Below are 24,413 nucleotides of genomic sequence, written 5' to 3'. Positions count from 1 at the left end.
CCCGTCACGATCCGCACACGGGGCAGTCGGGCGTGGTGGCGAAGGGCTGGCGCTCCGGCTGCAGGCCGGCGCGCAGGTCGAGTTTGACGAAGCAGCCGGCCGCGACCGGCGGCTCGAAGCCCGTGAGGTAGCGCAGCGCCTCGTACGCCACGAGCGAGCCGATCTGCATGGCCAGCGGGCCGATCAGCGTGTTCGTGACCGTGATGGCCGCCCTGTTGCGCTCGAAGAAACCCTCGGCGGACGCGTCCTCGAGGCCGGCGCGGTTCTCCCAGTCGCACCGCACGCAGGCGCTCTTGCCCGGATCGACGGAGTAGTACATCACCTGGGAGCGCGTCATGCCGCCCACCACGATCGGCACGCCCGCGCGGACGGCCGCCTCGTTGACCCACAGGTGCGCCTCGGGGTCACCGTCCAGCCCGCCCGCTATGAGATCGACCCCGTCGAGGAGGTCCTTGAGATCGTCGGGACCGGTGATCCAGCGGTCGACGGCGCGGACCTCGATGGACGGGTCGTACTCGCGCACCCACTCGGCCGCCCGGTCCACCTTGGACCGGCCGATGTCGGCGTGCCGGTAGAGGAACTGCCTGGCGAAGTTGCGTGGTTCGACGTCGTCGCGGTCGACCAGCGTCAGCCTGCCGACGCCGAGTCCCGCCAGCGACTGCACGAGCGACGAGCCGCCACCGCCCACCCCGAGCACCAGCACGTGGGCCGCGCGCAACCGGCGCACGTACTCGGCCCGCGGCCGATCGAGGCCGGAGAAGGTGCCGAAGAAGGCGAGATTGGAGAAGTGGCGCCGGTCCAGTTCGGGGTCGCCCAGCCAGCGGTGCTCCTCGTACTCCAGCAGGCTCAGCGAGTCCAGCACGTCCAGCGCGCCGGCGATGTCCGCCTCGGACACCCCGAGCGAGCGGGCCAGCTCCGCGGGGGTGCGCGGCTCACGGCGCAGCTCCGCGAAGAGGGCGGCCACCTGGCCGTCCGGATCCCCCAGAGTGATCGCCTCGCGCGGGTCGAAGAGGACGAGCAGCTCGTCGCCCATCGACTCCCACAGGCATTCCTTCAGCACAACCCGCATCGCATCTCCTCACCTGGAGGCGGGGACGGACACCCGCCCCCGCCTCCGACACGCATGTCTAGTGGGGGCCGTTGGCCGTGGCCTTGATCGCCTCGACCTTGCGGATCTCGATCTTCATGGCACCTCTCCTTTCGTGGACTGCGCGATCAACGATGCGGCCGCAGCGCCATAGAATCGCCACAAATGCGCCACAGGTTCGCGTTGCTCGGCCCGGTCCTCGTGCGGCTGGACGACGGGCGGTACGCACGACTCAGCGGCAGGCAGCGCGCCGTGCTCGCCACACTCCTTCTCAACGCCAACACGGTCGTCTCCCGGGGCCGGCTGGAGGCCGCGGTGTGGGACGAGCCGCCCGCCTCCGCGGTCGCGAACCTCCAGACCTACATCGCGCAACTACGCCGGATCGCGCCCGTCGCTCCTCGCCTGGTCACGATGGGCTCCGGCTACGTGCTGGAGGTGGCTCGCGACGAGGTCGACGTGCTCGCCTTCCAGGACGAGCTGGCGCTGGCCCGGCTGGAGGCCGATCCGGCGGCCCGCGCCGATCGGCTGCGACAGGCGATCGGGCTGTGGCGTGGGCGTGCCGCCGAGGACGCCCCGCTGTCCGCCGTGATGGGCGCCCGTCTGGCGGAGCTGGACGAGCAGCTCGCCGGGGCCAGGTGCGACTGGGCGGAGGCAGAGCTGGCGATGGGCCGGCATGCCGAGGTGATCGGCGAGCTCCGCCCGTTCGTCGCCGAGCATCCCTTACGAGAACGGGCGTGGGAGCAGCTCATCCGAGCCCTCGCGCAGGCCGGCCGCCGGGCCGAAGCCCTGTCCACCTATCGCCACGCCCGGGCGGCCCTGGTCTGCGAGCTGGGGGTCGAGCCGGGACCCGCACTGCGCGAGCTCCAGTACGACATCCTCTCGGGCGAGCCGCCGTCACCTCGACGGTCCATCTGCCAGCTACCGGCCGACATCGCCGACTTCGTGGGCAGGGAACGCGAGCTCGCCCGGATCTCCGCCCTGTCCTCTCCGGACGCGCACGCGCCACCTGTCGTGGTCGTCACCGGCCCGCCCGGAGTGGGCAAGAGCACGCTCGCCGTGCACGCCGCGCACCTGTCGCGAGCGGCCTTCCCCGACGGGCAGCTCTACCTGCGGCTCGGCGGTCCCGCACCGCGCGACCCCGCCACCCTGCTGGCCGAGCTGCTGCGGGCGCTCAACGCGCACGTCATCCCGGACTCGGCCGATGAACGGGCCACGCTCTACCGGTCGATGGTGGCCGACCGGTCCATGCTGATCGTGCTGGAGGACGCGGCCGGCGAACACCAGGTCATCCCGCTGCTGCCGGGCACCTCGCGCTGCGCCGTACTCGTGACCAGCCGCGGGCCGCTGCCCGCGCTGCCGGGCTCGTCCGTCGTCCACCTCGCCGTCCCCTCGCAGGCCGAGGCCGGCACACTCCTCGAACGCGTCGCCGGCGCGGCCAGGGTACGGACCGATCCCGACGCGGCAGCGGCCATCCTGCGGGCATGCGGCCTGTTGCCGCTGGCCATCAGGCTCGCGGGCGCCCGCCTGGCCACCAGGCCCGCATGGCCGCTGCGTGAGCTGGCCGACCGGCTGGCCTCGGCCGGAACCCTCGACGAGCTCTCCTTCGGCGGCCACGACGTGCGCGCCAGCTTCGCCATCAGCTACGAGGCGCTGCCCGCCCCGGCCCGCCGCGCGTTCAGGCTGCTCGGCCTGGCGGGGCTGGCCGGCACGGCCGAGTGGGCCGTGGCCGCCCTCCTGGACGGCCCGCTTCGTGAGGCGGAGCAGTCCATGGAGGTGCTCACGCTCGCCGGCCTGGTCACGGCCGACGAGGCCGACCAGAGCGGCCAGTCGCGCTACCGCATGCACGACCTGCTCGCCGCCTACGCCCGCGAGCGGGCGCACGCCGAGGAGGACCCCGTACGGCAGGGCGAGGCCCTGGCCCGCTTCACCGGCGCATGCCTGCGCCGCCTGCGCGAGGCGGCCGAGGACTACCCGCCGCCGATGATCCCGTCCGCCCCTCGTCCCGCGGTGGACAGGACGGCGGGTGCCGGGCGCGACTGGCTGCACGTGGAGCGGGAGACGCTGACCGCCGCGGTCGCCCTGGCGGAGCCGCGGACGGCCGCCGAGCTGGCGCACCTGCTCTCGCCGTTCCTGGTCGTCAGCGGGTTCGCCGACGAGGCGACCGCGATGCTCGAAGGCGTCGTCCGCCGCGCACCGGACCGGCACACCGCCATGGTGACCCGGCTCCTGCTGGCCGACATCGCCCTGGAGCACCGGCAGGTCCGGGTGGCCCGTGCCTTGCTGGAAGAGCTGGCCGGCCACTTCGCCGCGGAAGGGGACCGGCACGCGAACCTCTACGTGTCGACGGGGCTCGGCACCTGCCACCTTCTGGACGGTGAACCGGAACGCGCCTGGCCCCTCGTCGCCCGGGCCATCGCCGGGTTCGAGGCCCTGGGAGACCCGGGCGGCCTGGTCAACGCGCTGATCACGGCCGTCGGCGTGCGCATGTCGACAGGCGAGCACGACGAGGCCATCGCGCTGTGCCGCCGGGGGCTCGACCTCACCGGCGAGCGGAGGTACGGCGACTACGCGGTCCGGTTCCACCGCAGCCTGGGCATCTCCCTCTACGAGATGGGGCGGACCGAGGAGGCGATCGGTCACTACGAGGAGAGCATCGGGCTCAGCCGGGAGCTGGGCTGGGGCCCCGGCGAGCAGATCACGCTGCGCAGGCTCGGGGAGGCGTACGGCAGGCTCGGCCGGTTCGAGCAGGCGGCGGCGGTGCTGGCCCACTGCCGGGACATGTTCGTGCGGACGGGCGACGTCTACGGCGAGGCCCTGACCGCCTACACGCTCGGCGAGCTCAGCCTGGGCCAGGACCGGCCGGAGGAGGCGCTGTCGTTCTTCACGCGGTGCCACGACCTGACCGACGAGCCCGGCCTGCGGGCCGGAGCACGGAACCGGATCGACGCGCTGCTCCACAGGCCGCACAAGACGCCGCCCTCGCGACCCTGACCACGGCATCATCAGCGGACCAGGAGTTCCTACTCCTCCTCCGAGAACACGATCTCGCGGCGCCTGCGAATCGTCGGGAGGGCGGCGACGACGAGCGCCGCCACGGCCAGGGCCAGGAGCGCCACGGAGATCGGCCGGGTCAGGAAGACCGACGCGTCGCCGCGGGAGATGATGAGCGCCCGCCGCAGGTTCTCCTCGAGCAAGGGGCCGAGGACGAAGCCCAGCAGCAGTGGCGCCGGCTCGCAGCCGCACTTGATCAGGACGTAGCCCAAAATGCCGAAGAACACGATCGCGTAGACGTCGTACGCGTTGAAGCCCAGGGAGTAGGTGCCGATCGAGGCGAACAGGATGATCATCGGGAACAGCACCTGGTACGGGATGCGCAGCATGCGCACCCACAGGCCGATCAGCGGCAGGTTCAGCACCACGAGCAGCACGTTGCCGATCCACATCGACGCGATCAGCCCCCAGAACAGCGCCGGTTCGTCGGTGATGACGTTCGGGCCGGGGGTTATGCCGTGGACGATGAACGCGCCGACCATCAGCGCCATGACCGGGTGGGCGGGCAGCCCCAGGGTGAGCAGCGGGATGAACGACGTCTGCGCGGCGGCGTTGTTCGCCGACTCGGGGCCCGCGACTCCCTCGATCGCGCCGTGCCCGAACTCCTGCTGCCGCTTCGAGATCCGCTTCTCGACGGCGTACGAGGTGAACGAGGCCAGCACGTGGCCACCGCCGGGCAGGACGCCGAGCGCGGCGCCGAGGCCGGTCCCGCGCAGGATCGGGCCGACGATCCGGCGCCGGTCCTCGCGGGTCGGCCAGAGGTTCTTCACCTTGCTGACGACCGCCGTGCGGGTCTGCTCGTTCTCCAGGTTGCGCAGGATCTCGGCCACCCCGAACATGCCGACGGCGACCGACACGAAGTCGATGCCGCCGTACAGCTCGCGCTGGCCGAACACGAACCGGGGCGTGCCGGTGTAGATGTCCTGGCCGACCGTGCCGAGCAGGACGCCGAGCGCGATCATCGCCAGTGCCTTCAGCGCCGAGCCACGTGCCAGCGCGATCGACACGATCAGGCCGAGCAGCACCAGCGAGAAGTATTCGGCCGGGCCGAACTTCAACGCGACGCTGGCCAGCGGTGGGGCCGCGACGGCCAGCGCGACGGTGGCCACCGTGCCCGCGATGAAGGACCCGACCGCAGCGGCGGCCAGCGCAGCGCCGGCCCGGCCCTGCCGGGCCATCTCGTGCCCGTCCAGCGCGGTGACCGCCGCCGACGACTCACCGGGCAGGTTGATCAGGATGGCGGTCGTCGAGCCGCCGTACTGTGCGCCGTAATAGATGCCGGCCAGCATGATCAGCGCTGTCACCGGCTCGAAGCTGAACGTGATCGGCAGCAGCATCGCCACCGTCGCCGTCGGTCCGATGCCGGGCAGTACCCCGACCGCCGTCCCGAGCAGCACTCCCACGAAGCAGTAGAGGACGTTCTGGACCAGGAGGGCGGTTGAGAAGCCCAGCGCGAGGTTGTCGAGAAGTTCCATGCCTCAATCCGGATGCCGCGTCAGAACCCCAGCCACGGGCCCCACAGCGGGATCCGCAGCTGAAGTCCGACGACGAAGATGAGCGTGCTGGCCACGGTCAGCCCCGCGGCCACGGCCACGGCCGTGAGCAGCCGTACGCGCGAGCTGGCCAGCGTGGTGAGCAGGGCGGTCACCGCGGACGTCGGTACGAATCCGAGGCCCCGGACGGTGAATCCGAAGAACAGGACCGCGAGCACGACGAAGACGACAGCACGCCAGGGGATCGGCCCGAACGAGGCCACCTCGCCGGCGATGAGTCCCTTGATGACGATCGCCAGGCCCAGGGCGGCCACGGTCGCGCCGACCAGCAGGGGGAAGGCGCCGGGGCCCATCCGCAGCGGGGTGCCCAGCTCGTGGCCGAGCGACCCCACCACGAACGCGCCACCGATCAGGACGAAGATCGCCCCGGCGAGGACGTCCGGGAAGGACCGGCGGCGCTCCACCTCAGGAGGCCTTGACACCGGCGTCGGCGATGACCTTCGCCCAGGTGCCGAGCTGCTCTTCGAGCTTGGCCCGGTGCGCCTGCGGGGTCGCGTCCTCGGCCGGGACCGGCGCGGTGCCGAGCTTGGCCATCTGGTCGACGACCTTCTGGTCGGCCAGTGCCACCTTCAGCGCCTCGGACAGCTTCTGGACGACCTCCGGCGGCGTGCCGGCCGGGACGTAGAGCCCGTGCCACACGCTGACCTGGAGCTTGGGCAGCCCGGCCTCGGCCGTGGTGGGCAGGTCGGGCAGGCTCTTCACCCGCTCCGGCGTGGTGACCGCGTACGCCTTCACCTCGCCCGCGGAGATCTGGCCGCTGGTGTTGGTCGTCTGGTCGCACATGAAGTCGACCTGGCCGCCGACGAGGTCGGTCAGCGCGGGGCCGGTGCCCTCGTACGGGACCTCCTGGAGCTTGACGCCGGCGGCGGACTGGAACAGCAGGCCGCACAGGTGGGATGCGGCGCCGATGCCGGCGTTGGCCAGCGTGACCTTGCCGGCGTTCGCCTTCACGTAGGTCACGAGGTCCTGGAGCGTCGCGGGCGCGAAGTCCTTGCGGGCGACGACCGTCATCGGCACCTCGGTGACGAGCCCGACCGTCTCGAAGCTCTCGAGCGGCTGGTAGCCCAGATCCTTGTACAGGGCGGGCGCCGTCGACATGCCGATGTGGTGCATGAGCACGGTGTAGCCGTCGGGCTTGGCCCGCGCGACCTCGCCGGCGCCGACCGTGCCGCCCGCGCCCTCGACGTTCTGGACGACGACCTTGGTGCCGAGCTTGGCCGCCATCGGCTCGGCGATCATGCGGGTGACGGTGTCCGTCGGGCCGCCCGCGCTGAACGGCACGACGAGCGTGATGTTCTGGTCCGGGTAGCCTCCGCCAGGGGCGCCTCCGCCGGCGGTGCCGCCGTTGCCGGAACAGGCGGCGACGAGCGAAACGACGCCGATCGCGGCGATCACCCGCGCGGCGGCCCGATACCTGCTGGTCGGTCTCATATCGCGGCCTCCTCGTGAGCGCATGCGCATGTCTCGGTGAGTGCTCGGCTTCAGTCTCGGCCGGAATGGACGCGGATGGTGTCAGAGGAATCCCAAGGAATGCGCCGGATGTCAGGAGAATCCCAAGAACTGAAGGGCTGACACGAGTGTCGATCCGGGCCGTACAATCCGCCGATATGCGGATCACCATCATCGAGGATGACGACCGCGTCGCGCGGGGTCTGGTGACCGTCCTCGCCCAGGCGGGCTTCGAGGTCCACCGCATCGCCACCGCCGCCGAGGCCGTGCGTGCCGCTCCATCCGATGTGGTCCTCGTCGACCTGGGTCTGCCCGACGGCGACGGACTCGATGTGATCCGCAAGCTGCGTGACCGCCCGGAGACCGCCGTCATCGCCGTGACAGCACGATCGGAGGAGTACGAGCGGGTCCGTGGCCTGCGCGCAGGCGCCGACGACTACATCGTGAAGCCGTTCGGCATCCCGGAGTTGCTGGCCCGGATCGACGCCGTCCTGCGGCGCACCCGGGTGGCTCGTGCCCTGAGCCACCCGGACGAGCCGCTCGTCCTCGGCCCGATGCGGATCGGCGTCGGCACCCGCGAGGTCACCGTCGACGGCACGCCCGTGACACTGACCCGCAAGGAGTTCGAGCTGCTCCTGCTGCTGGCCCGGCGGGCGCCGAACGTGGTGAGCCGCGACGTCATCCTCGACCAGATCTGGGGCGCGACCTGGGAGTCCTCAAGTCGCACCCTGGACACCCACATCGCGGCGTTACGGCACAAGCTCGGGCCGCCCGTGCTCATCCGCACGATCCACGGGGTCGGCTATCGGCTCCTGGCCGACCGGCCGGAGCTGATCGGCTGACGCGCCGTGCACCGTCGCCTGCTCGTCGTCCTGGTGCCCCTCGCGGTGCTCCTCGTCGCGGCGCTCGGGGTGCCGCTCAGCGTCACCGTGGCCGAGCGGGAGATGCAGGAGACCTACGTCGACCGGCTCGACGACGTCGGCCGGTTCGCGTCGCTGGCCGAGACCGCGCTGTCAACCGGGCGGACCGAGGCGCTCCACCAGGAGCTCGCCCACTATCACGAGCTGTACGGCATCCCGGTCGCGGTGATCGACACGTCGGGCACGGTGCTGCTCGGACCAGCCGGCGCCTACCAGGAGGCGGCGCGAGCCGAGCCGGCGTTGCCCAGGATCGTGACCGCGGCGCTGGCCGGGGCGAGGCCCGAACCGTCCGGGGAATGGGCGCCGTGGGACGACTCCGCACTCGTGGTCGCGGAACCAGTGGGTCGGGACAGCGAGGTCGTCGGCGCCGTCGTGACGATTTCCGACCTGTCGAAGACGCGCCATCGCATCCTCGTGCGATGGGCGCAGCTCGCCGGGCTCGGGCTGCTGCCGTTGATCGCGCTGGTGGCCGTCGCCTGGCCGGTGTCGGCGTGGGTGCTGCGGCCGGTGCGGGAGCTGGACGCGGCGAGCTCGCGGATCTCCCGCGGCGACCTCACGATCCGGGCGGACGCCGAGGCCGGCCCGGTCGAGCTGCGACGGCTGGCGGAGTCGTTCAACACCATGATGGACGCGGTCGAGAACGCCGCGCAGCGGCAGCGGGCGTTCGTGTCCGACGCCTCTCACCAGTTGCGCAATCCGCTGACCAGCCTCCGGCTCGCCGTGGAGAGCCTGGAACCGCACCTGGGCGCGGCCGGCGACGGGCGGCAGGTGTACGACGTCGCCGTCGACGAGGTGAAGGCGATGCAGCGGATGCTGAACTCGTTGCAGGCCAGTGCGCGGATGGAGAGCATCCGGACGTCGTCGCCGGTGGACCTCGACGCGGTGCTGGCGACCCGGGTGGACCGGTGGCGGGCGTTGACGGCGACGGCGGGGCAGACACTGGCGGTCGACGTGCCGCCGGGGCTGCGGTTGCTGGAGCCGACGGGCGGACTGGGGAGCATCCTGGACGAGCTGATCAGCAACGCGTTGCGGCTGTCGGACGCGCAGGTGGTGCAGGTGACTGCCCGAATCGTCCCCCGCGGTGCGGGCGCCGGACACGGCGACGCCTCCGCGGACGGAGGCGTGGTCACGATCGCCGTCCGTGACGACGGCCAGGGGATCGACGCGTCCGAGCGGGCCCAGGCGCTACGACGGTTCTGGCGGTCTCCGCGGCACCAGAACGTGTCCGGAACCGGCCTGGGACTGGCGATCTGCGCCGACCTGGTCGGGGCGGCCGGGGGCGAGCTGCGGCTGGAGGAGGGCCTGCCGCGTCCGGACGGGTCCGGGCACGGATTCGCCGCGGTGGTCGCGTTGCCGGTCGTTCCGCGGGTGGCGTCGTCGTCCGGCGTCCCGGCTCCGGCCTGAGGACCCGGCTCCCGTCGCCGGCCTGTCGCGGTGCCGGGTCAGCGCTTGCGGTCGCGGAACCAGGCGGCCGCGCCCGGATGGAGCGGGATCGCTGCGGTTGAGATCCCGGTGCGCACGTTGATCTGCCACGCCTCGGGAACGGCTTCGGCGTCGTCGCGGCCGGCGGAGGTGATCGTGCCAGCGTGCGTGAAGATGGTGCCGGTGATGGCGTGGACCAGGTCATCGGGCAGGTCGTTGCGCACGAGAAGCACGTTCGGCACAGCGACGGTGCGGGTGGCCGGGACTCCGGCGTAGGCCGTCGCGGGGATCATGGCCGGAGCGTAGTGACCCGGGAACGCCGTGAAGAGCGCGTCCGCCTGCGCGTCCAACGGGATCAGCCGGATCGGGTGCCGCTGCGCCAGCTCCGTGATGGCGGGTGTCGGGACGCCGGTCAGGGAGAACATCGCGTCGATCTCGCCGTCGCGCAGCGCCGCCGCCGATTCGGCCTGGCTGAGATACCGGCCGTCGACGTTCACCAGGTCGAGCTCCAGAAGCCGCAGCGACGTGAACTCCGTGCCCGAGTCGCGGGCACCGAGGGATATGCGCTTGCCGTCGAGGTCCCGGAACTCGTCGATCGCCGACCCGGCCATGACCACGAGATGCAGGTGACTGTCGTAGAGCCGGCATATCGCCGAGAGCCCCTCGGGCGCGCTGCCGTCGGCCGTGATCAGCGCGTCCAGGCTCGTCAGCCCGAGGTGCACCTCGCCGGCCCGCAGCATCCGGATGTTGTCGGTGGACGCCCCGCTCGGCACGGTGATCACCGTGGCACCCGGCACCTGCTCGGAGATGTGCTCGGCCAGCGAACCGCCGATGCGCCGGTACACCGCCCCCGCCGGCCCGGTGGCCAGTCGCAGGTGGACCTTGTCGGCCTCGGGCTGCTGGGAGCACCCGGCGAGCAGCCCTCCGGCGGCCAGGAGCGCCGCCCGCCGGCTGAGCCGTAACTCCAGGTTCGGCACCATGCCGAGATGATACGGACGGCGGCCGTCGGTCACCGATGACTCGTCGCCCTCAGGTGTCCCCCTGCCTGCCCACCCCATCGGTCACGCGACCGGCACGCCGGAGATGTGGTCCGGTCGGCGCGGCCGGGTATGACTCTGCGAGTATCGCCCCATGGTGGATATCCCCCCTCTGCGGCTGATCGGCTACTGGTGGAGCCTCGACGCTCCGGAATGGCCTCGGCCGCAGGACTGGGTCGATCCCGACTGGAGTCCCGAAGAACGTGACCTGCTCGCCCTGTACCTCGAGAGCGGTATGCGGGCTCCCTACGCCACGGCCGGCTTCTCGCCGTGCCGAATCTGCGCCATGGCCAACGGCAGCCTGGAGTTCACGGATGGCGTGTTCCTGTGGCCGCAGGGACTGGCCCACTACGTACGGGAGCATTCGGTGCGCCTTCCCGATGAGATCGTCAGGCGCGCCCAACAGTGGGCTGAGCCGACGAACTGGGAGGTGGATATGACGTGGTGGAAGAAGCTGAAAGCGCCTACATCCGCTGACCGCTCGTCGCTGTGACCTCGAAACCGTCGGCTCAGCGGGCCCTTCGCCGGCGCAGACACGGCGAGGAGCCTCTCTCGTCGATCACTCGCGGCGCGCTGTGCGCGTAGCTCCGGCGATCCGACGTGCGCGTTCTGCGCTAACCGGCGAACACGTTGGCGACGAATCCGATCGCCGCGAACATTATCGCGAGTATGATGGCCCAGACCGAAGTGATGCCCAGAAACGAAAGTGCGAAAGCGTGAGCCCCCGCGATCGCAACCGTAATGAGAAAAACGATAAAATCTGAGATTACCAGTTCTTCCCAGGACATGAAAACCAGGAAGCTGGAGAAGAGGCCGGTCAGTATGGTGAGAACCACCACGCCGACTCCGCCCCAGAAACCGGGTGAGGAAGAGCTCGTCTTTTCGGGTTCTTGGGCATCGCGACTTGGGACGTACTGTGTGACCGTGATTACGGGAGTAGCCCCCGGGCTTCCAGTGGCGACCTCCTTGTCGTGCTCGAACGCGAAAACGGCCACGACCACGCCGATGACCGCCACGACAAGGGCCAGAACAGCAGCAGCTTCAGCGTAGACAGTAAGCCGTCGTGGCTTAGCGGGTTCGTCCGCCATGCGTGTCCTCGCAACGGGAGAGCGACTCAGAGCCAACACTCTAACGAGACACCTGACGGAAATGTCTCCGTCGGCCCGGCCGCGCCTCGTCAGTGAGTCTGCCGGTTCCGTTCTGCGGCTCGCGCGACCTCGGCATCGATGACTTCGACTCCCGGCCAGGTCCTGACGGCGACCCCCATCAAGACCAGGCCACAGACAGCCCAGGCCCCGACCACGATCGGCACAGAGAACCTTTCGGCCAACGCACCCGCGGCGAGCACCGAGACCGCCAGCGTGATCTGGATGCCCCCCTGCATGATCCCGAAAGCACGGGCACGAAAGTCGCCGGGAAGCACGCTGACGAACAGCCCGTTCAACGGCGCCATGACCATGTTGGCGATGCCGGCGCCGACCATCAGCAAGAACACCACGACGAACGGCGGCCGGGCCAGAGCAGGCACAAGGAGCAAGGGAGCCGCCAGCAGAAGCGGCCTGAGCAACCTCAGCCGCCGCGCGGGCTCCGTCATCCGCGTCAGGATGCCGCCGATGACATTGCCGACCGGAATGGCCGCCATCAGCAGACCCGCGGTCCGAGACCCTCCGCCCAACTCGGCCGACCAGGCGACGGCCAGCACCTCCGGCACGATCACGATCGCGACCAGGCTGAACACCACGAGCGCGATCGGTCGCATGACCGGATGCCCCAGCACCAGCCTCAGGCCATCACCGGTCTCCGCCAGCAGGGATCGATCGCGCACCCTGGTCATGGCCGGCGGCCGAGCCCGTACTCCGCGCCACAGGAGCAACGCGGAAACCCCGAACGTCGCCGCGTTGATCAGCAACGCGACGTGCGGGTCGACAGCGGCGATCAACCCTCCCACCGCGTAACCCGCGACCTGCGCGGTTTGGCCTGACATGTTCTGCAGCGACAGGCCGAGCACGTAGCGGTCTCCGGTCAGCAACTGCGCCACCATGGCCGACCGAGCCGCCTCGAACGACGGTGTGAGCATGGAGGACGCCACCAGCAGCAGGAGCAGGACAGGCAGCGGCAGCCCGGGCACCGCGACCAGCGTCACGAGAGCCGCCCGGACCAGATCGCAAATGATCATGACCCGCCGGTACGGGAACCGCTCCGCGAGAGCGGCGAGGACGGGCCCTCCGGCCACCCACGGCAGGTAACTGACGGCGAAGCCCGCGGCGGACAGCAACGCGGACCCGGTGTCGCTGAAGATCAGTACCGCTACCGCGACCTTGGCGAAGTAGTCGCCGATCCAGGACAGCACGGTCGCCGCGTACAGAGAGCGATATTCCGCGACCGCGAGTACTTCCCGGAAGGTAGCGGGCCGGTCGGCCTCCTGCTCGTCCACGAACGCCCCTGCTCCTCACCTCGGACAGATGTGGCCCGGCCGATGGCCGGGCCACGTTCACCTGTGGGGACTAGCCCCAGCTCGGCTCGCGCTTCATCCCGATCACCTCCATCCGGGCGTTCACGGTCGTACCGTCGCAGCCTGGCCCGCCGGGCATGCCATCTCCTTGCCATCCCCTGGACGGATCTGGAGCGCATACACCCGCCGGTAACCTTCTCGGTGTGGAGTTCAGGCTGTTGGGGCCGGTGGAGATCCGCTCTTCCCAGGGCGAGGTGATTCGGCTACGACGGCGCCAGGAGCGCCTCGCCCTGGCGGTGCTGCTGCTCGAACCGCAACGGATGATCACCGCAGAGCGTCTCATCGACCTGCTGTGGGGCCAGGCTCCACCGTCGACGGCCAGGGCGACGCTGCAGACCTTGATGTCGCGCATCCGGTCCGCGCTGCGATCGGCGGGCGCCGATGAGCCGGTGCCGCTGCTGGCTCTTGGCGGAGGCTACTGCCTGCAGGTCAGACCCGAGTCGGTGGACCTGCACCGATTCGGCATGTTGATCGATGAGGCACGGGCCGTCAAGGAGCCGAACCTGCGCGCCGCCCGGCTGGCCGAGGCCCTCGCGCTGTGGCAGGGACCGGCGCTCGCCGACGCCGCGTCCGGCGCCCTGCGTGAACGGTTGTGCGGCAGCCTGGAGGAGGCCCGGTTCGCGGCGATCTCGGACCGGATCGACGCGGAACTCGTCGCGGGGCGGCACGCCGAACTGGTCGGCGAGCTGTCCGGTCTCATCGAGGAACACCCGCTGCGCGAACGCCTCCATGGCCAGTTGATGATCGCCTTATACCGCTGCGGCCGCCGCGCCGACGCCCTCGAGGTCTATCAACGTGCCCGCCGCCTGCTGATCAGCGAACTCGGCCTGGAGCCCGGCCCGCAGCTACGCGAGCTCGAGACGTCGATCATCGCCGACGCCGCCGGGACCGGCGCGGACATCGACCAGCACACCACGAGGACGGCCGAGCCCATGGTGCCGGCGCAACTCCCGCCGGACTTCGCCGATTTCACCGGCCGTACCGCGTCCCTGCGCCGGCTCGACACGCTTCCCGCGGCCACGGTGCTCGCGATGATCACCGGGACCGCCGGGGTGGGCAAGACGAGCCTGGCGGTGCACTGGGCGCACGGAGCCAGCGGGCGATTCCCTGACGGGCAACTCTTTCTCGACATGCGTGGCTTCCACACCGGACCGCAGATGTCGCCCGCCGAGGCGCTGGCCCTGTCGCTGGGCGCACTCGGAGTGGCAGCCGAACGCATCCCGATCAGCATGGACGCGCAGACCGCCATGTACCGGTCGATCCTGGCGGGTCGGCGGGTGCTGGTCGTGCTGGACAACGTCGCCGACGCCGATCAGGTACGTCCGCTGCTACCCGGGGATCCCGGATGCCTGCTGCTGGTGACCAGCCGGGACCGGCTCAGCGGCCTGGTGGCCCTGGACGGCGCCCACCGGCTCGTACTCGACGTCCTGCCCGCCACCGACGCCGTCGATGTGCTGGCCCGCACAGCCGGCGCGGACCGGGTAGGCGCCGACAGGGACGCCGCAGCCGAACTGGCGGATCTGTGCGGTCACCTGCCGCTGGCCCTTCGGATCGCCGGGGCCCGCCTGGCGGACCGGCCCCACCTGAGCGTGCGGAAGCTGGTCGAGGAACTGGCCGCGCGCGGCCCCATGAGCCAGTTGCGGGTCGACGGCGACGGCAACGCGACCGTACGCGGCGCGTTCGACCTGTCCTACCAGGCCCTTCCTGCCGCGGCGGGACGGGTGTTCCGGCTCCTGGGCCTGGTACCGGCCCCGGCCGGGTTGGCCCCCACCGCGGTGGCGGCGCTCGCCGGCCTGCCCGCGGACGACGTGGCGCCGTTGATCGACGCCTTGGCCCGGTTTCACCTGGCAGAGGTCACCGCGGAGGGCCGGCTGGTCTGCCACGACCTGCTGCTGGAGTACGCCGGGCAGCTCGCCGCCGAGCACGACCCGCCTGCGGAACGGGACGCCTCGATCAGCCGCCTGCTCCACTTCTACCTCCACACCGCCGGCCAGGCCGCCCTCGCCCTCAACGGGCGGTCCCGCCTGCGGCTTCCCGCCGACCCCTGGCCGGCCGCCGTATCGGTCACGCGGTTCCCCGAGGAGATCGAGGCCCGGCAGTGGATCTCCGGCGAGTGGCCGAACCTGATCGCGGCACTCGATCACGCCGCCGCATCGGGCCGGCACCGGATGGTGTGGCAACTGGCCCACGCACTTCGCGATTTCCTGCAGGTGCAGGCCCCGCTGACACAGTGGCTGTCGGTGGCGCGTACCGGACTGGCCGCCGCGCAGGCGGCCGGCGACGTGCTCGGCGAAGCGGCGATGCGGCACAGCCTGGGGTTCCTGCGCTGGCGCACCGCCGAGTTCCAGGCGGCGATCGACGAATGCGAGACCGCGGCGGCCCTCGCGCGGAGCGCGGGGTGGCGGCAGGGGGAGTCGGTGGCCCTGTGCAACACCGGCATCGTGCTGGGCCAGATCGGCCAGTCCAGGCCGGCGATCCGCCGGATGGAGCAGGCGCTGGCCATCGACCGAGAGATCGGGGACGAGCTCGGCGAGGCCGCCGTGCTCTCCAACCTGGCGGCCACGTACCTGCTCACCGGCGACCTGACCCGCGCGGCCGAGTTCGGCGAGCTCGCGCTGCCGCTGCTGCGCCAGACCGGCCAGCATCAGAACGAGGCCATCGCCGTCATCAACATCGCCATCGTCCACCGAGAGCGGGGCCGCTTCGACGACGCACTCGACGCGCTCGACCAGTCGCTGGCCATCTGCAGAACCATCGGCGCCCAGCACGAGGAAGCAGCCGCCCTGACCGCCGTCGGCCTGGTGCACCGCGACGCCGGCCGGTACGAGGATGCCACCGCGGCCCTCGCCGCCAGTCTCGACATCACCCAACGGCTGTCCGACAGCCGCCACGAGATCTTCGCCCATACCGGCCTCGCCGACGTCCAGATCAAGCAGGCTCGCCTGGCCGACGCCGCCGACCGGCTTGACCTCGCCCTGGACATCGTCCATCGCACCGGGCACCGGCGCGGCGAGATCGACGCGCTGCTCGCCCTCTCCGACCTCCACGCAGCCCGCCACGACTTCGACGCCGCGACCAAGCACGCCACACAGGCGCTATACCTCTCCCGCACGTCCGGATACGCGCTCTCGGCCGCCCAGGCCCACACCCGCCTCGCCATCGCCGCCCTCGGCCTCGCAGACGTGACCGCGTGCCTGGAGCACTGCCGGCGCGCGCTGAGCACGCAACGCCGCACCGGCCAGCGGTTGGCGGAGGCCCGCACCCTACTCACCGCCGGCCACGCCTACCAGCGCCAGGGGAGAACCCCCCTGGCCAAGGCCCGCTGGCAACGGGCCCACGCGATCTTCAACCAGCTCGGCGCACCCGAGCGCCACCACACCGCCGCACTGACGACGTAGCCGCGCCACCCGCGTCGCTGTCGTGCGACCCGACCAGGCGGCCGCCCCGGCTCAGCCCTCGACCGGCCGACCCCACCCGTGGAGACCCGCCACAAAGCCCGCCCGGGGCGCATGATCGCCGATATCAGCGATCCGGAGACACCGACGAGATCGGGTCATTACGGTTCTTCAGTCGGAAGACTCGCCCCGCTGAAGGGAACGCCATGGCCGCGGGCAAGGAGGATCTCGTCACCCTGGACGTCGAGAAGGGGAGGGAACTCGGGTTGTCCCAGGCCGACCTCGTGCTCCTCACCGAGACCGGGCTGCCCAGGGTGGCAGGCGGGCACTTCTGCGCGGACATCCCCGACGGGCCGCTCGGGCTGTTCACCGTCCGCCCGCTGGACGAGGACGATCGGGCCCTGATCTTGGGCGGAACCGGGCCCGACGGCGACATGCTGTACTTCCTCGATGTGAACGAGGGGAGCGTCGTGCTCCTTTCCCGAGGAGACGAGGACGAGGAGCCCGGGTTCGAGATCGTGAACACCACGCTGGAGGCGTTCGCCGAGTTCGTGCGCCGGTTGGGCGCGTACGTGGACGCACCCCGGGCGGAGCGGCCCGCGGACGACAAAACCCGCCTCGCGGAGATCGCCGCAGGGCTGGAGGAACTCGATCCTGAGGCGTTCAGGCATCCGCATTGCTGGTGGGCGATGGTGGTCGCACATCATCGGCGGGAAGCGGCCAGGCGCGAGAGGGCGCATTCGCCGGCCGAGACGCACAGCGAGGCCTTCGACCGGGCCCTCGACCGGCTGGACGAGAAGGGGTGGCGACACGTCACGGGCAAGGAGTTCGCGTCCGCGACCGACGAATACGGATTGCTGACCCTGCCGGACGACATCTCAGACGCGTTCTCGGCCGACGGCGGCCTGCGCCGGGATGTCGACGTCCGCTGGAGGGGCGGCCTTCCGTCGGAGATCCAGTCAGCCTTCGCCTGGGAGGGGCTCGTGGTCCGTGTCCCCGAGGACGAGCCGGAGGACGAAGACGATTTCGAGGCGGCGATGGAGCGGCTTCGGGCGGCGGCCCACGGCTCCCAGGAGCCGGACGAAGGCATCGTGACCTGGCTGGCCGCCGCGGAGACCTCCGATCTGTGCCGGATCCTGCGGGCCTTCGAACGCCTGGCCGCGAAGGGATACGTCGCCGAGCCCGCCCTCTGGCCCACCACGTCAGGATGCTGGCAGCGCGTGGCCGAACTGACCGAGGACGTGGAATCACCCAGGGCGGTCTTCTGGAACACCCAGAGCCACGACACGGCCTTCGACACCAGGGGCGACCTGGTGAACGAGCTCTACCTCGGGTGGGCGGGCGACCGCGAGGAGATCGCCGGGGCCCTGGCCGAGACGGAGCTGGCGGTGAGGGTGCCCGCTCACGAGGGAACGACCTTCATCCTCGGTCCCGCCGTCCGGACGTGACCTTCATCGGGCACCGGCATGCGGCTCTCGTAACCGTGTTTCCAGCCGTACGTGATCGAAAAGGCCTATTCGAACCGCTGACATGACGCCTGCCGATCTTGTTCGACCTGCTCCGGCCTGACACCGGGATGTCGCAAGGTCTTCGGCGAGGTCCTTCGCGGTGAGGTCGGCGGCGAGCACAGCAGCGCCGAGGGGCCGTCGGGGGCCTCCGGTCGAGGGACGGAAACGCTCCAGGAGACGACGAACGTCGCCCACGCTCTGCCGGGGCTCCTGGAGCCCGTGTCGGCAGACGTTGGCTGCGCGTCACCTGTCACCTCACCACTGGTGACGGCGGAACACGCACACGAAGAGGGGACGATCCCCGGTCATCTTGTCGACTTTGAGGGTGTTCACGGTGTCGAGCTTCCATCCCTGGGCTTCAACCGCCTCGATGCCACGGCCCAGCTTCTCGATCTCGCCGGAGAAGCTGATATGTCCGATCTCACTGATGATCTGAGCGGTGAACACCGTACGCCCCTCGGCCGCGGCGTTGCGGGCACTGGCGGCCAAGGCATCGTTCGTGGCCTGTTTGAAGATCCCCATACTCACTCCCACTCCATCGAGTTCTCGCGGGGACCATGGAGCGACGCGGTGACCCAGACGGCGCTACCTGCCCACTCGGTGTATTGGACGCGCCTTTCGCGCAAACGGTTTTGAGAATCCGGCGACTACTCGAACAGCCCTCGTCGCAACCTCATCCTGGGCATGGCTCGCACGGAGCTCGGGTGCGCCGCGCCCCGGTCGTGTGCGCAAGCTGCCGTCCGGCGGTTCCAGGCTCGCCACCCCGGCCCGGACGGCGTGGAGTGTCCGGGCCGGGCGGCGTGGACCGTCCGGCTCCGGAGACCTTCGCGACCAAGACCGACGCGGAGGGAGTCGCCCAGATCCACCGACTCGTCGAGGTCCTCATGAATTCGTTGATCTGCTGGCGCCGGTGTGTGACCTGAGAGGACTGACATATCGCAACCTCATGCTCTTAGGCTGCCTGCCATGGACAACGGTGGAACATTTCTCCGGGTGGCGGACATCACTGCGGCGCTGGACACGGTGCTCACCATCATGCGAGCCGAAGGTGCCGACATCACTTATCGCCTGGGGGGAACGAGCGCGGCTCTTCTCCAGGGTGTTCGGCTTCCTGTCGGGGACATCGACCTCCTGGCGGCGCGGCGAGAGGACGTGGATACGTTCGGTGCCGCGCTCGCCTCGTTTCCCTGCCTTCATGCCGCCTCGTGGCTGCCAGAGTCCTCGCAATACTTCGCCAGGTACGAGGTACACGGGGTCAAGGTGGAAATGAGCACCGTTGAGAGGCAGGTTGACTCGGACGGGATGGAATGCGTTGGTCGCGGCCCGTGGCAGCACTACGTGTGGATCGCATGTGGCTCGCACCAGGTTCCTGCGGTTCGTTTGGAACTACGGTTGGCGACGGAACTCGTGCGGGACAGGGCCGATCGCTACGAACCTCTCCTCGACCATATGAGCGCGCATGGGTGCGATTTTTCCCTGTTGCATCGGGCCATGAGGGACCAGGGCCTGTCAGCGGAACGGCAGCGCCTGGTCCGGGATCGCCTCGCCCCCTCCGCTCCCGCCCCTTGATAGCTGCGCTCAGGTCATGCGCCTTACTGGTAGCGCGCCCGAGGTCCACACGATCGTTGCGTCCAGTGATGCGATGACCCGGGCCGTTCAGGCCGGCAGCAGCGTCACCGTCTCTTCGACATACCGCCAGGCGGTCGCCGTGGACACCCCGAATCCGGCCCCGAGCTCGCTGAACGTCTCGCCTTAGCGCAGGTGTACCAGCACCGGCAACGCCTGCTGCCCCAGCTTCAGCAGCCGCCGTGAAGGGGAAGACGACCGACCGACGGATCCCGCTGCTGCGCACCACGGCGACGGTGACGTGTCGGACCGCATTACCTGGTGGTGGTAGGGGATGGTGTGGGCGACAGCGATAGCCCGGCGTAAATCTCATCGAGAACTGCCGGCAGTAGGGCATTCGCCGTAGTCCTGCCGTCGGGCGACAGGGTCAAGTTCGTCCATATCACGAGCGTCACGTTGTTATCTGCGTCATGGCCGATGAACGAGTTGAAGCCCGGAAGTTCACCGCCGTGGTAGTACATCGAGGCGTTCGGCCCGAAACGTTGATAGGCGATGCCGTAGCCGTATTGCTGCCCATCGGGTGTGTCCGGGTCCTCGGGTTGCAGGCTGTGAAGCCATCGTTGCTGGTACTCGGCATTCAAGACCGTGCCGGAAACCAGTGCTCGGATCCACGTGGCCAGGTTGCCCGCCGTGGAGAGGACGCCACCGGCAGCGGTTGCGTAGGAGGAGTTCTGGTTGGTGTAGTCGACGGGCTGGAGTGTTCCGTTGCGTGCGGCGGTCTGCAGGTCGGCGGGGTACTGCTTGTCGACCAGCGCATAGGAGGATCCGCCGTACATGTAGCCATGCGAGTAACGATCCGGGATGGAGTTGTCTTCGGCGGCGGGAAGCGAAGTCTGCCGCAGCCCGAGCGGGCCGAACAAGCGGTCCTGGAATTGCTGGGCCAATGGGCGCCCACCGGCCTTCTCGGCGATCAGACCCAGCAATGCGTAGTTGGTGTTGCTGTAGTCGTAGGACGTACCGGGCTGGAACTGCGGCGGGCGCCGGAACGCGATGGCCAATACCTCCTGCGGTGTCCAGACCTTCGTCGGGTCGGCGTCCAGAGCCGCCGCCAACTCGGGCGCATTCGTGTAGTTGTAAAGCCCGCTCCGCATCTTCAGCAGCTCTGCGATGGTGATGTTCTTGCCGTTGGGCACATCTGGGACGTATGTGGACACTGGGTCGTCGAACCGAAGCTTGCCGTCCTGGGCGAGTAGCACGATCAGCGCCGACGTCATGGTCTTGGTGTTCGAGGCGATCCGGACATGAGTGTCCGCATCCGGCGGCGTCTGCGTGCCCAGCTTTGTGGTGCCGGCCCTCGCTTCAAAGTTCCCCTGCGGGGTGCGGAGCACGACCACCGCCCCGGGGACCAGGAGCTTCTTGGCTGCGGCGGCCACGACGGCCCGAAATGCGGCCGGATCGATGGGCTTCAGCGCCGGCCGCCTTGTCGCGGAGCGGGTTGCGGCCGGCGTGCCGGGCTGTGACGACCGGGTCGACCGTATCGACGTGTCCGAGAGCGCCGTGGTCGCCGACCCGGATGTGAATGAGCAGCTCGCGATCAAGAGGACAACGCAAGACACGAGCCCAGCGATGCGGATGGGACGCCCTTTCCCGGAATGACGTCCTCCGCGGCGCGTGCTCAGTCCATTGTTCGCCGGGGAAATCCCTATCGTCGGCATCACAGCTCACCCCAGGAGCCGATTACCGCGCTAACGAGCGGCACCAGGTGAACCGAAAATTCTAGCATCCCCGCGGCCTCCGGCCGTGAGTGAGAGCCGGCAGGGGTGATGCATGTGCTCCTTCCCGACGAGGACATGGACCGACCGCACGAGGTAGCCCTGGAGGGGCACATCCCGGCCGAGGTGCTCAAGCGAGCCACCGAAGAGGTCGCCAACCTCACCAGACACGCAGGAGCGAGCTTCGAGCGGACCCGCACTCCCCCCGTCCAGTTCGTGATCGTCCAGCCGGGTGTTCCCAGACGGCCCAATGGATCCCCTACGAGCAAAGACACACGCCGATCTTGCTCGACCCACCCAGACTGGAGGCGAGGGAATGCGGATCTTGACAATCATGCCGACGATGAGATTATTGGCTAATCACTAAACATCTTATTGGCGCCGCCGAGGTGAATGGGATGTTCGATGTCTTTCCGTACTCCTGGACAGCCGCCCGTCAAACGTAAGAGTTTCGTCGGACTAGCCGCTGGAATCATTGGATTCATTGCCTCCGTATTGGCCATTGTTACGTTTCTTGGCGTTTCCTCGGTGAAAGATATTATTGGCGCCACTCCTAGCCCCTCTTCCGGATCGTCCCACTCTGCGCAGGCTCAGCCGATCACGCCCGACCGTGGGACGGATGACACGGAGGCCACCGACCTGGTGGTGACCGACGGCGATCGGGCCTGCGGCAAGGTCCTTGAGCGCGTCGACGAGATGAACCGGCTCTCCGGAAGTGACGCTGCCACCTTCCATCCATGGGCCAAGAAGGTTCTCGAACTGCGCAAGCTGTTGCTTCGCAGGTGGCGCTCCGCGACCGCCGATCTGCCGGACGATATGGCCCGTCCGATGCGGAAGATCTGGGATGACTACTCGAAGGCAAACTGGGCCTGGTCCAATATGACCGCGGCTATCGGGCGGTACGACTGGAAGACGGCCTCCGCCTATCTAGATATGTATCGCAAGTACGATGACTCAGCGATCAAACTTGCCAACGACCTCGGTTTCTCCTCCTGTAACTACACGTGGCCGCGTCCGAGTGGCCTGTGAGGCCATCGGGCGAAGTCCGCGATACGGTCACCTTCCCCAGCCCTTGACGGTATCGGTGTCACCTGCGGCTTTCAGCGCAGCCGGGTTCTCGATGCCCGTCCGAGTACGGAGGAAAGGCTTGCTCGCGACCGCCGGTCGCGTCGGGTGAGCAAGGTTCCACGGGCCCGGGGGGTGGTTCCTTCTGCAGGTAGGGACGGGTGGACAGGTGCTCAGGGGGCGGGCAGCGTCTGCGGGAGGGACGTGTCCTCGGCCAGGGCCCGGCGCCGGTGCCGAGTTCCAGGTCGGCGAGCCGGCCGCGGCTGCCTCCCGGACGCGTGCCGGTGACAGCCACCTGCCGCGCCGCATCCTTGGGCAACGCCACGATCGCCTGGCATCACCGTTCACCGCCACGGGCGCTGTAGGTGGCGCGTTCTCCTTGGAGAGCGAGATTGCGGGCCAGGTGGGCGCGACGCAAGCCAGCGACCATGCCAGCCTCGGTGGGCGGGTAGCGTTATGGACGCCGACTGGCGATCATCACCGCGGAGGCTCGTAGTCGACGAGGTACTCCGCGCTGACCGCGCGCAGCTTGCTCCCCGCAGCAAGGGCCTCGTCGAGACTCAGAGCGGTTGAGTCGACCTCAACAAGCCGGCGCCCCACCCTGGCGAACAGCACCATCCTGCCGTTCGCCTCCTTCTTGGACAGCCATCGATCCGCCGCCAGCCGCTCGCAGGGTTCAGAGTCCCGTCCCCACGCCGCGCACGCCTTGTGAGGATCCCCGCTGCTGCTGATACGGACGAATACGTCGGGCTCGCTCTGTCGGTCCTTGGCGTATTCGAGTGCCAGGACGTCGTCGGTGATGGTCCACACATTCATCAGCGTGCGTCCGGGGACAGCATCAGGCACCGCCAGGGGAACGGACTCGTTGTAGGAGGCGATCAAGTCCGTGCGCAGCTGCTGTTGCCAAGTCTCCGTTCGTCGCTGTTGGATCGTCGCCGTCGTGATCACACACGCGCACACGACCACAGCCGCGATGACCCGGGGCACCGGCGACGCCGTACCCGCCAATCCGGCGGCGCTCGCATAACTCACCATGGCCAGCACGGTGAACCCGAGCAAGGCCAGATGGGGACGGGGGCTCGGCACGGCCAGATCCGCCGCGTTCTTCAACACCAGCAACAACAAGGGCGCAAGCAACGCACTGCGGATCGGATGCGCAATCCTCAGCCATATGCCAAGCAGCCATCCGGCGGGGACGACCAGCAATATGCCCACAGCCACTCCGGGCATGACTGTGTACGCCTCTATGTCCTCCTCGTACAACCGCGACACCGGATATCCGAGCCCAACGCCTACCACCAGCCCAACACCAGCGCCCCGTACAAGATCCTTCCCCATGGGCCAACGATGACATCAGCCGATGCAGGGCACAGCCGAACCGCTCAGATAGTGCTTTGTCTCCTCGGCGTCACTGCCACGCTGAGCCCACAGGACGGGATCGTCATGACACCGCCTCCGAGCAGGCCAACTGCCAGTAACCGGAGTACCGCCACGCCAGCCATGATTGTGGACCTGCTCGGCCCTGCGCCACCTCCGCTGAGCGGGTAGCTGTATTTCGCTGCCGTACAAGATCGGAAAGGCACCATCCGGTGGTACGCAAAGTGTCCACACTTCAGGAGCACGGCTGGAGCAAGGCCCCTGCCATGTCTCCCCTACGCTGCGTCTACCCCTGGCGAGCCCGCGGTCTTCCGGAAGAGCAGAGCACAGAGCAGGGCCGTGATCATGAAGCCGGTCACCGCAGGGACCGCTATGAAGAGGTGGAGCGCGAGGTTCTCGTCGGACACCCAGGAGTCGTAATGCGGCTGGATGAAGACGACCGCCAGCATGACGAAGGGTGCCACCAGCCCAACGGCCGGCCAGGCAGGCAGACGGGCCAGTAGCGCGGCCACCATGCTGAGCGGGAAGGGCGCCAGCGCCAACGCCATTGCCAACCGGAGCTCGGACTCCGAATCACGGACCTGCCAGTGGACGAGGAGCGGCAGCACGAACGCCACCGCGGACCCTGCCAGGGCCGACCTCAATAAGAGACGCACAGAGCCCGACCAGCTGCCACACTTCTACGACTGCGGCTGCCCG

Annotated in this window: 20 protein-coding genes and 1 pseudogene; 9 read left to right on the top strand and 12 right to left on the bottom strand. The window is 69.3% G+C overall.

Going from position 1 to position 24,413, the window contains the following annotated elements; all coding sequences use genetic code 11:
* Positions 1–4: 4 nt before the first annotated feature.
* Positions 5–1,069 carry a HesA/MoeB/ThiF family protein gene (locus FHU36_RS13595; protein ID WP_185084064.1) on the bottom strand — a complete coding sequence of 355 codons (1,065 nt, stop codon included), beginning with the start codon at positions 1,067–1,069 and terminating at the stop codon, positions 5–7.
* A gap of 183 nt (positions 1,070–1,252) precedes the next feature.
* Here FHU36_RS13595 and FHU36_RS13590 point away from each other — a divergent pair, with 183 nt between their 5' ends.
* Positions 1,253–4,078, top strand: a complete 2,826-nt coding sequence (locus FHU36_RS13590) for an AfsR/SARP family transcriptional regulator (RefSeq protein ID WP_185084063.1) — start codon at positions 1,253–1,255, stop codon at positions 4,076–4,078.
* A 29-nt stretch (positions 4,079–4,107) separates the two neighbouring features.
* Here the strand turns inward: FHU36_RS13590 and FHU36_RS13585 are convergent, their stop codons facing one another.
* The 3 genes from FHU36_RS13585 to FHU36_RS13575 are packed head-to-tail and all read right to left on the bottom strand — an operon-like array spanning position 4,108 to position 7,122.
* Positions 4,108–5,613 (bottom strand): tripartite tricarboxylate transporter permease, encoded by a 1,506-nt coding sequence (locus FHU36_RS13585; RefSeq protein ID WP_185084062.1) that lies wholly within the window; start codon positions 5,611–5,613, stop codon positions 4,108–4,110.
* Between the two features lie 20 nt (positions 5,614–5,633).
* Positions 5,634–6,113: a tripartite tricarboxylate transporter TctB family protein gene (locus FHU36_RS13580; protein WP_221495870.1), complete on the bottom strand. Its 480-nt coding sequence runs from the start codon at positions 6,111–6,113 to the stop codon at positions 5,634–5,636.
* Complete coding sequence (locus tag FHU36_RS13575) at positions 6,097–7,122, bottom strand: tripartite tricarboxylate transporter substrate-binding protein (RefSeq protein WP_185084061.1); 1,026 nt, start codon at positions 7,120–7,122, stop codon at positions 6,097–6,099. Before FHU36_RS13575 ends, FHU36_RS13580 begins: the two co-directional genes overlap by 17 nt.
* Before the next feature lie 176 nt (positions 7,123–7,298).
* On the opposite strand from FHU36_RS13575, the gene FHU36_RS13570 reads away from it, so the two are divergent.
* Both FHU36_RS13570 and FHU36_RS13565 read left to right on the top strand, forming a co-directional pair.
* Positions 7,299–7,982: a response regulator transcription factor gene (locus FHU36_RS13570; RefSeq protein ID WP_185084060.1), complete on the top strand. Its 684-nt coding sequence runs from the start codon at positions 7,299–7,301 to the stop codon at positions 7,980–7,982.
* Between the two features lie 6 nt (positions 7,983–7,988).
* A complete protein-coding gene (locus tag FHU36_RS13565) occupies positions 7,989–9,464 on the top strand; it encodes a sensor histidine kinase (protein ID WP_185084059.1) in 1,476 nt (491 codons plus the stop codon).
* Between the two features lie 38 nt (positions 9,465–9,502).
* Here the strand turns inward: FHU36_RS13565 and FHU36_RS13560 are convergent, their stop codons facing one another.
* Positions 9,503–10,462 carry a TAXI family TRAP transporter solute-binding subunit gene (locus tag FHU36_RS13560; protein WP_185084058.1) on the bottom strand — a complete coding sequence of 320 codons (960 nt, stop codon included), beginning with the start codon at positions 10,460–10,462 and terminating at the stop codon, positions 9,503–9,505.
* A 151-nt stretch (positions 10,463–10,613) separates the two neighbouring features.
* Here FHU36_RS13560 and FHU36_RS13555 point away from each other — a divergent pair, with 151 nt between their 5' ends.
* Positions 10,614–11,012 carry a hypothetical protein gene (locus FHU36_RS13555; RefSeq protein WP_185084057.1) on the top strand — a complete coding sequence of 133 codons (399 nt, stop codon included), beginning with the start codon at positions 10,614–10,616 and terminating at the stop codon, positions 11,010–11,012.
* Positions 11,013–11,133: 121 nt separating this feature from the next.
* On the opposite strand, the gene FHU36_RS13550 is transcribed toward FHU36_RS13555, so the two are convergent.
* Both FHU36_RS13550 and FHU36_RS13545 read right to left on the bottom strand, forming a co-directional pair.
* Positions 11,134–11,607 carry a hypothetical protein gene (locus FHU36_RS13550; RefSeq protein ID WP_185084056.1) on the bottom strand — a complete coding sequence of 158 codons (474 nt, stop codon included), beginning with the start codon at positions 11,605–11,607 and terminating at the stop codon, positions 11,134–11,136.
* A gap of 89 nt (positions 11,608–11,696) precedes the next feature.
* A complete protein-coding gene (locus tag FHU36_RS13545) occupies positions 11,697–12,953 on the bottom strand; it encodes an MFS transporter (RefSeq protein ID WP_185084055.1) in 1,257 nt (418 codons plus the stop codon).
* Positions 12,954–13,174: 221 nt separating this feature from the next.
* Between FHU36_RS13545 and FHU36_RS13540 the strand changes: the two genes are divergently transcribed.
* Positions 13,175–16,429: an AfsR/SARP family transcriptional regulator gene (locus FHU36_RS13540; RefSeq protein ID WP_185084054.1), complete on the top strand. Its 3,255-nt coding sequence runs from the start codon at positions 13,175–13,177 to the stop codon at positions 16,427–16,429.
* Positions 16,430–16,632: 203 nt separating this feature from the next.
* Positions 16,633–17,874: an SUKH-4 family immunity protein gene (locus FHU36_RS13535; RefSeq protein ID WP_185084053.1), complete on the top strand. Its 1,242-nt coding sequence runs from the start codon at positions 16,633–16,635 to the stop codon at positions 17,872–17,874.
* Positions 17,875–18,189: 315 nt separating this feature from the next.
* On the opposite strand, the gene FHU36_RS13530 is transcribed toward FHU36_RS13535, so the two are convergent.
* Positions 18,190–18,456, bottom strand: coding sequence for a hypothetical protein (locus tag FHU36_RS13530; RefSeq protein WP_185084052.1), 267 nt, complete (start codon positions 18,454–18,456; stop codon positions 18,190–18,192).
* Between the two features lie 444 nt (positions 18,457–18,900).
* Between FHU36_RS13530 and FHU36_RS13525 the strand changes: the two genes are divergently transcribed.
* On the top strand, positions 18,901–19,503 hold the full coding sequence (locus tag FHU36_RS13525; RefSeq protein WP_185084051.1) for a hypothetical protein: 603 nt from the start codon (positions 18,901–18,903) through the stop codon (positions 19,501–19,503).
* A gap of 96 nt (positions 19,504–19,599) precedes the next feature.
* Here the strand turns inward: FHU36_RS13525 and FHU36_RS46800 are convergent.
* A pseudogene (locus tag FHU36_RS46800) lies at positions 19,600–19,740 on the bottom strand (helix-turn-helix domain-containing protein); the annotation flags it as partial.
* Positions 19,741–19,814: 74 nt separating this feature from the next.
* Positions 19,815–20,933, bottom strand: coding sequence for a serine hydrolase domain-containing protein (locus FHU36_RS13515; protein ID WP_312891565.1), 1,119 nt, complete (start codon positions 20,931–20,933; stop codon positions 19,815–19,817).
* Between FHU36_RS13515 and FHU36_RS44345 the strand changes: the two genes are divergently transcribed.
* Both FHU36_RS44345 and FHU36_RS13510 read left to right on the top strand, forming a co-directional pair.
* Positions 20,917–21,156, top strand: coding sequence for a hypothetical protein (locus tag FHU36_RS44345; RefSeq protein WP_246502034.1), 240 nt, complete (start codon positions 20,917–20,919; stop codon positions 21,154–21,156). The two genes, FHU36_RS13515 and FHU36_RS44345, sit on opposite strands and share 17 nt — an antisense overlap.
* Before the next feature lie 521 nt (positions 21,157–21,677).
* Positions 21,678–22,301: a hypothetical protein gene (locus tag FHU36_RS13510; protein ID WP_185084050.1), complete on the top strand. Its 624-nt coding sequence runs from the start codon at positions 21,678–21,680 to the stop codon at positions 22,299–22,301.
* A gap of 513 nt (positions 22,302–22,814) precedes the next feature.
* Here the strand turns inward: FHU36_RS13510 and FHU36_RS13505 are convergent.
* Positions 22,815–23,675, bottom strand: a complete 861-nt coding sequence (locus FHU36_RS13505) for a hypothetical protein (protein WP_185084049.1) — start codon at positions 23,673–23,675, stop codon at positions 22,815–22,817.
* Between the two features lie 314 nt (positions 23,676–23,989).
* A complete protein-coding gene (locus FHU36_RS13500; protein WP_185084048.1) occupies positions 23,990–24,331 on the bottom strand; it encodes a hypothetical protein in 342 nt (113 codons plus the stop codon).
* Between the last annotated feature and the right edge of the window lie 82 nt (positions 24,332–24,413).

This window comes from Nonomuraea muscovyensis (assembly GCF_014207745.1).
GTDB classification, from domain to species: Bacteria; Actinomycetota; Actinomycetes; order Streptosporangiales; family Streptosporangiaceae; genus Nonomuraea; species Nonomuraea muscovyensis.
This window is presented reverse-complemented; position numbering and strand designations above follow the sequence as displayed.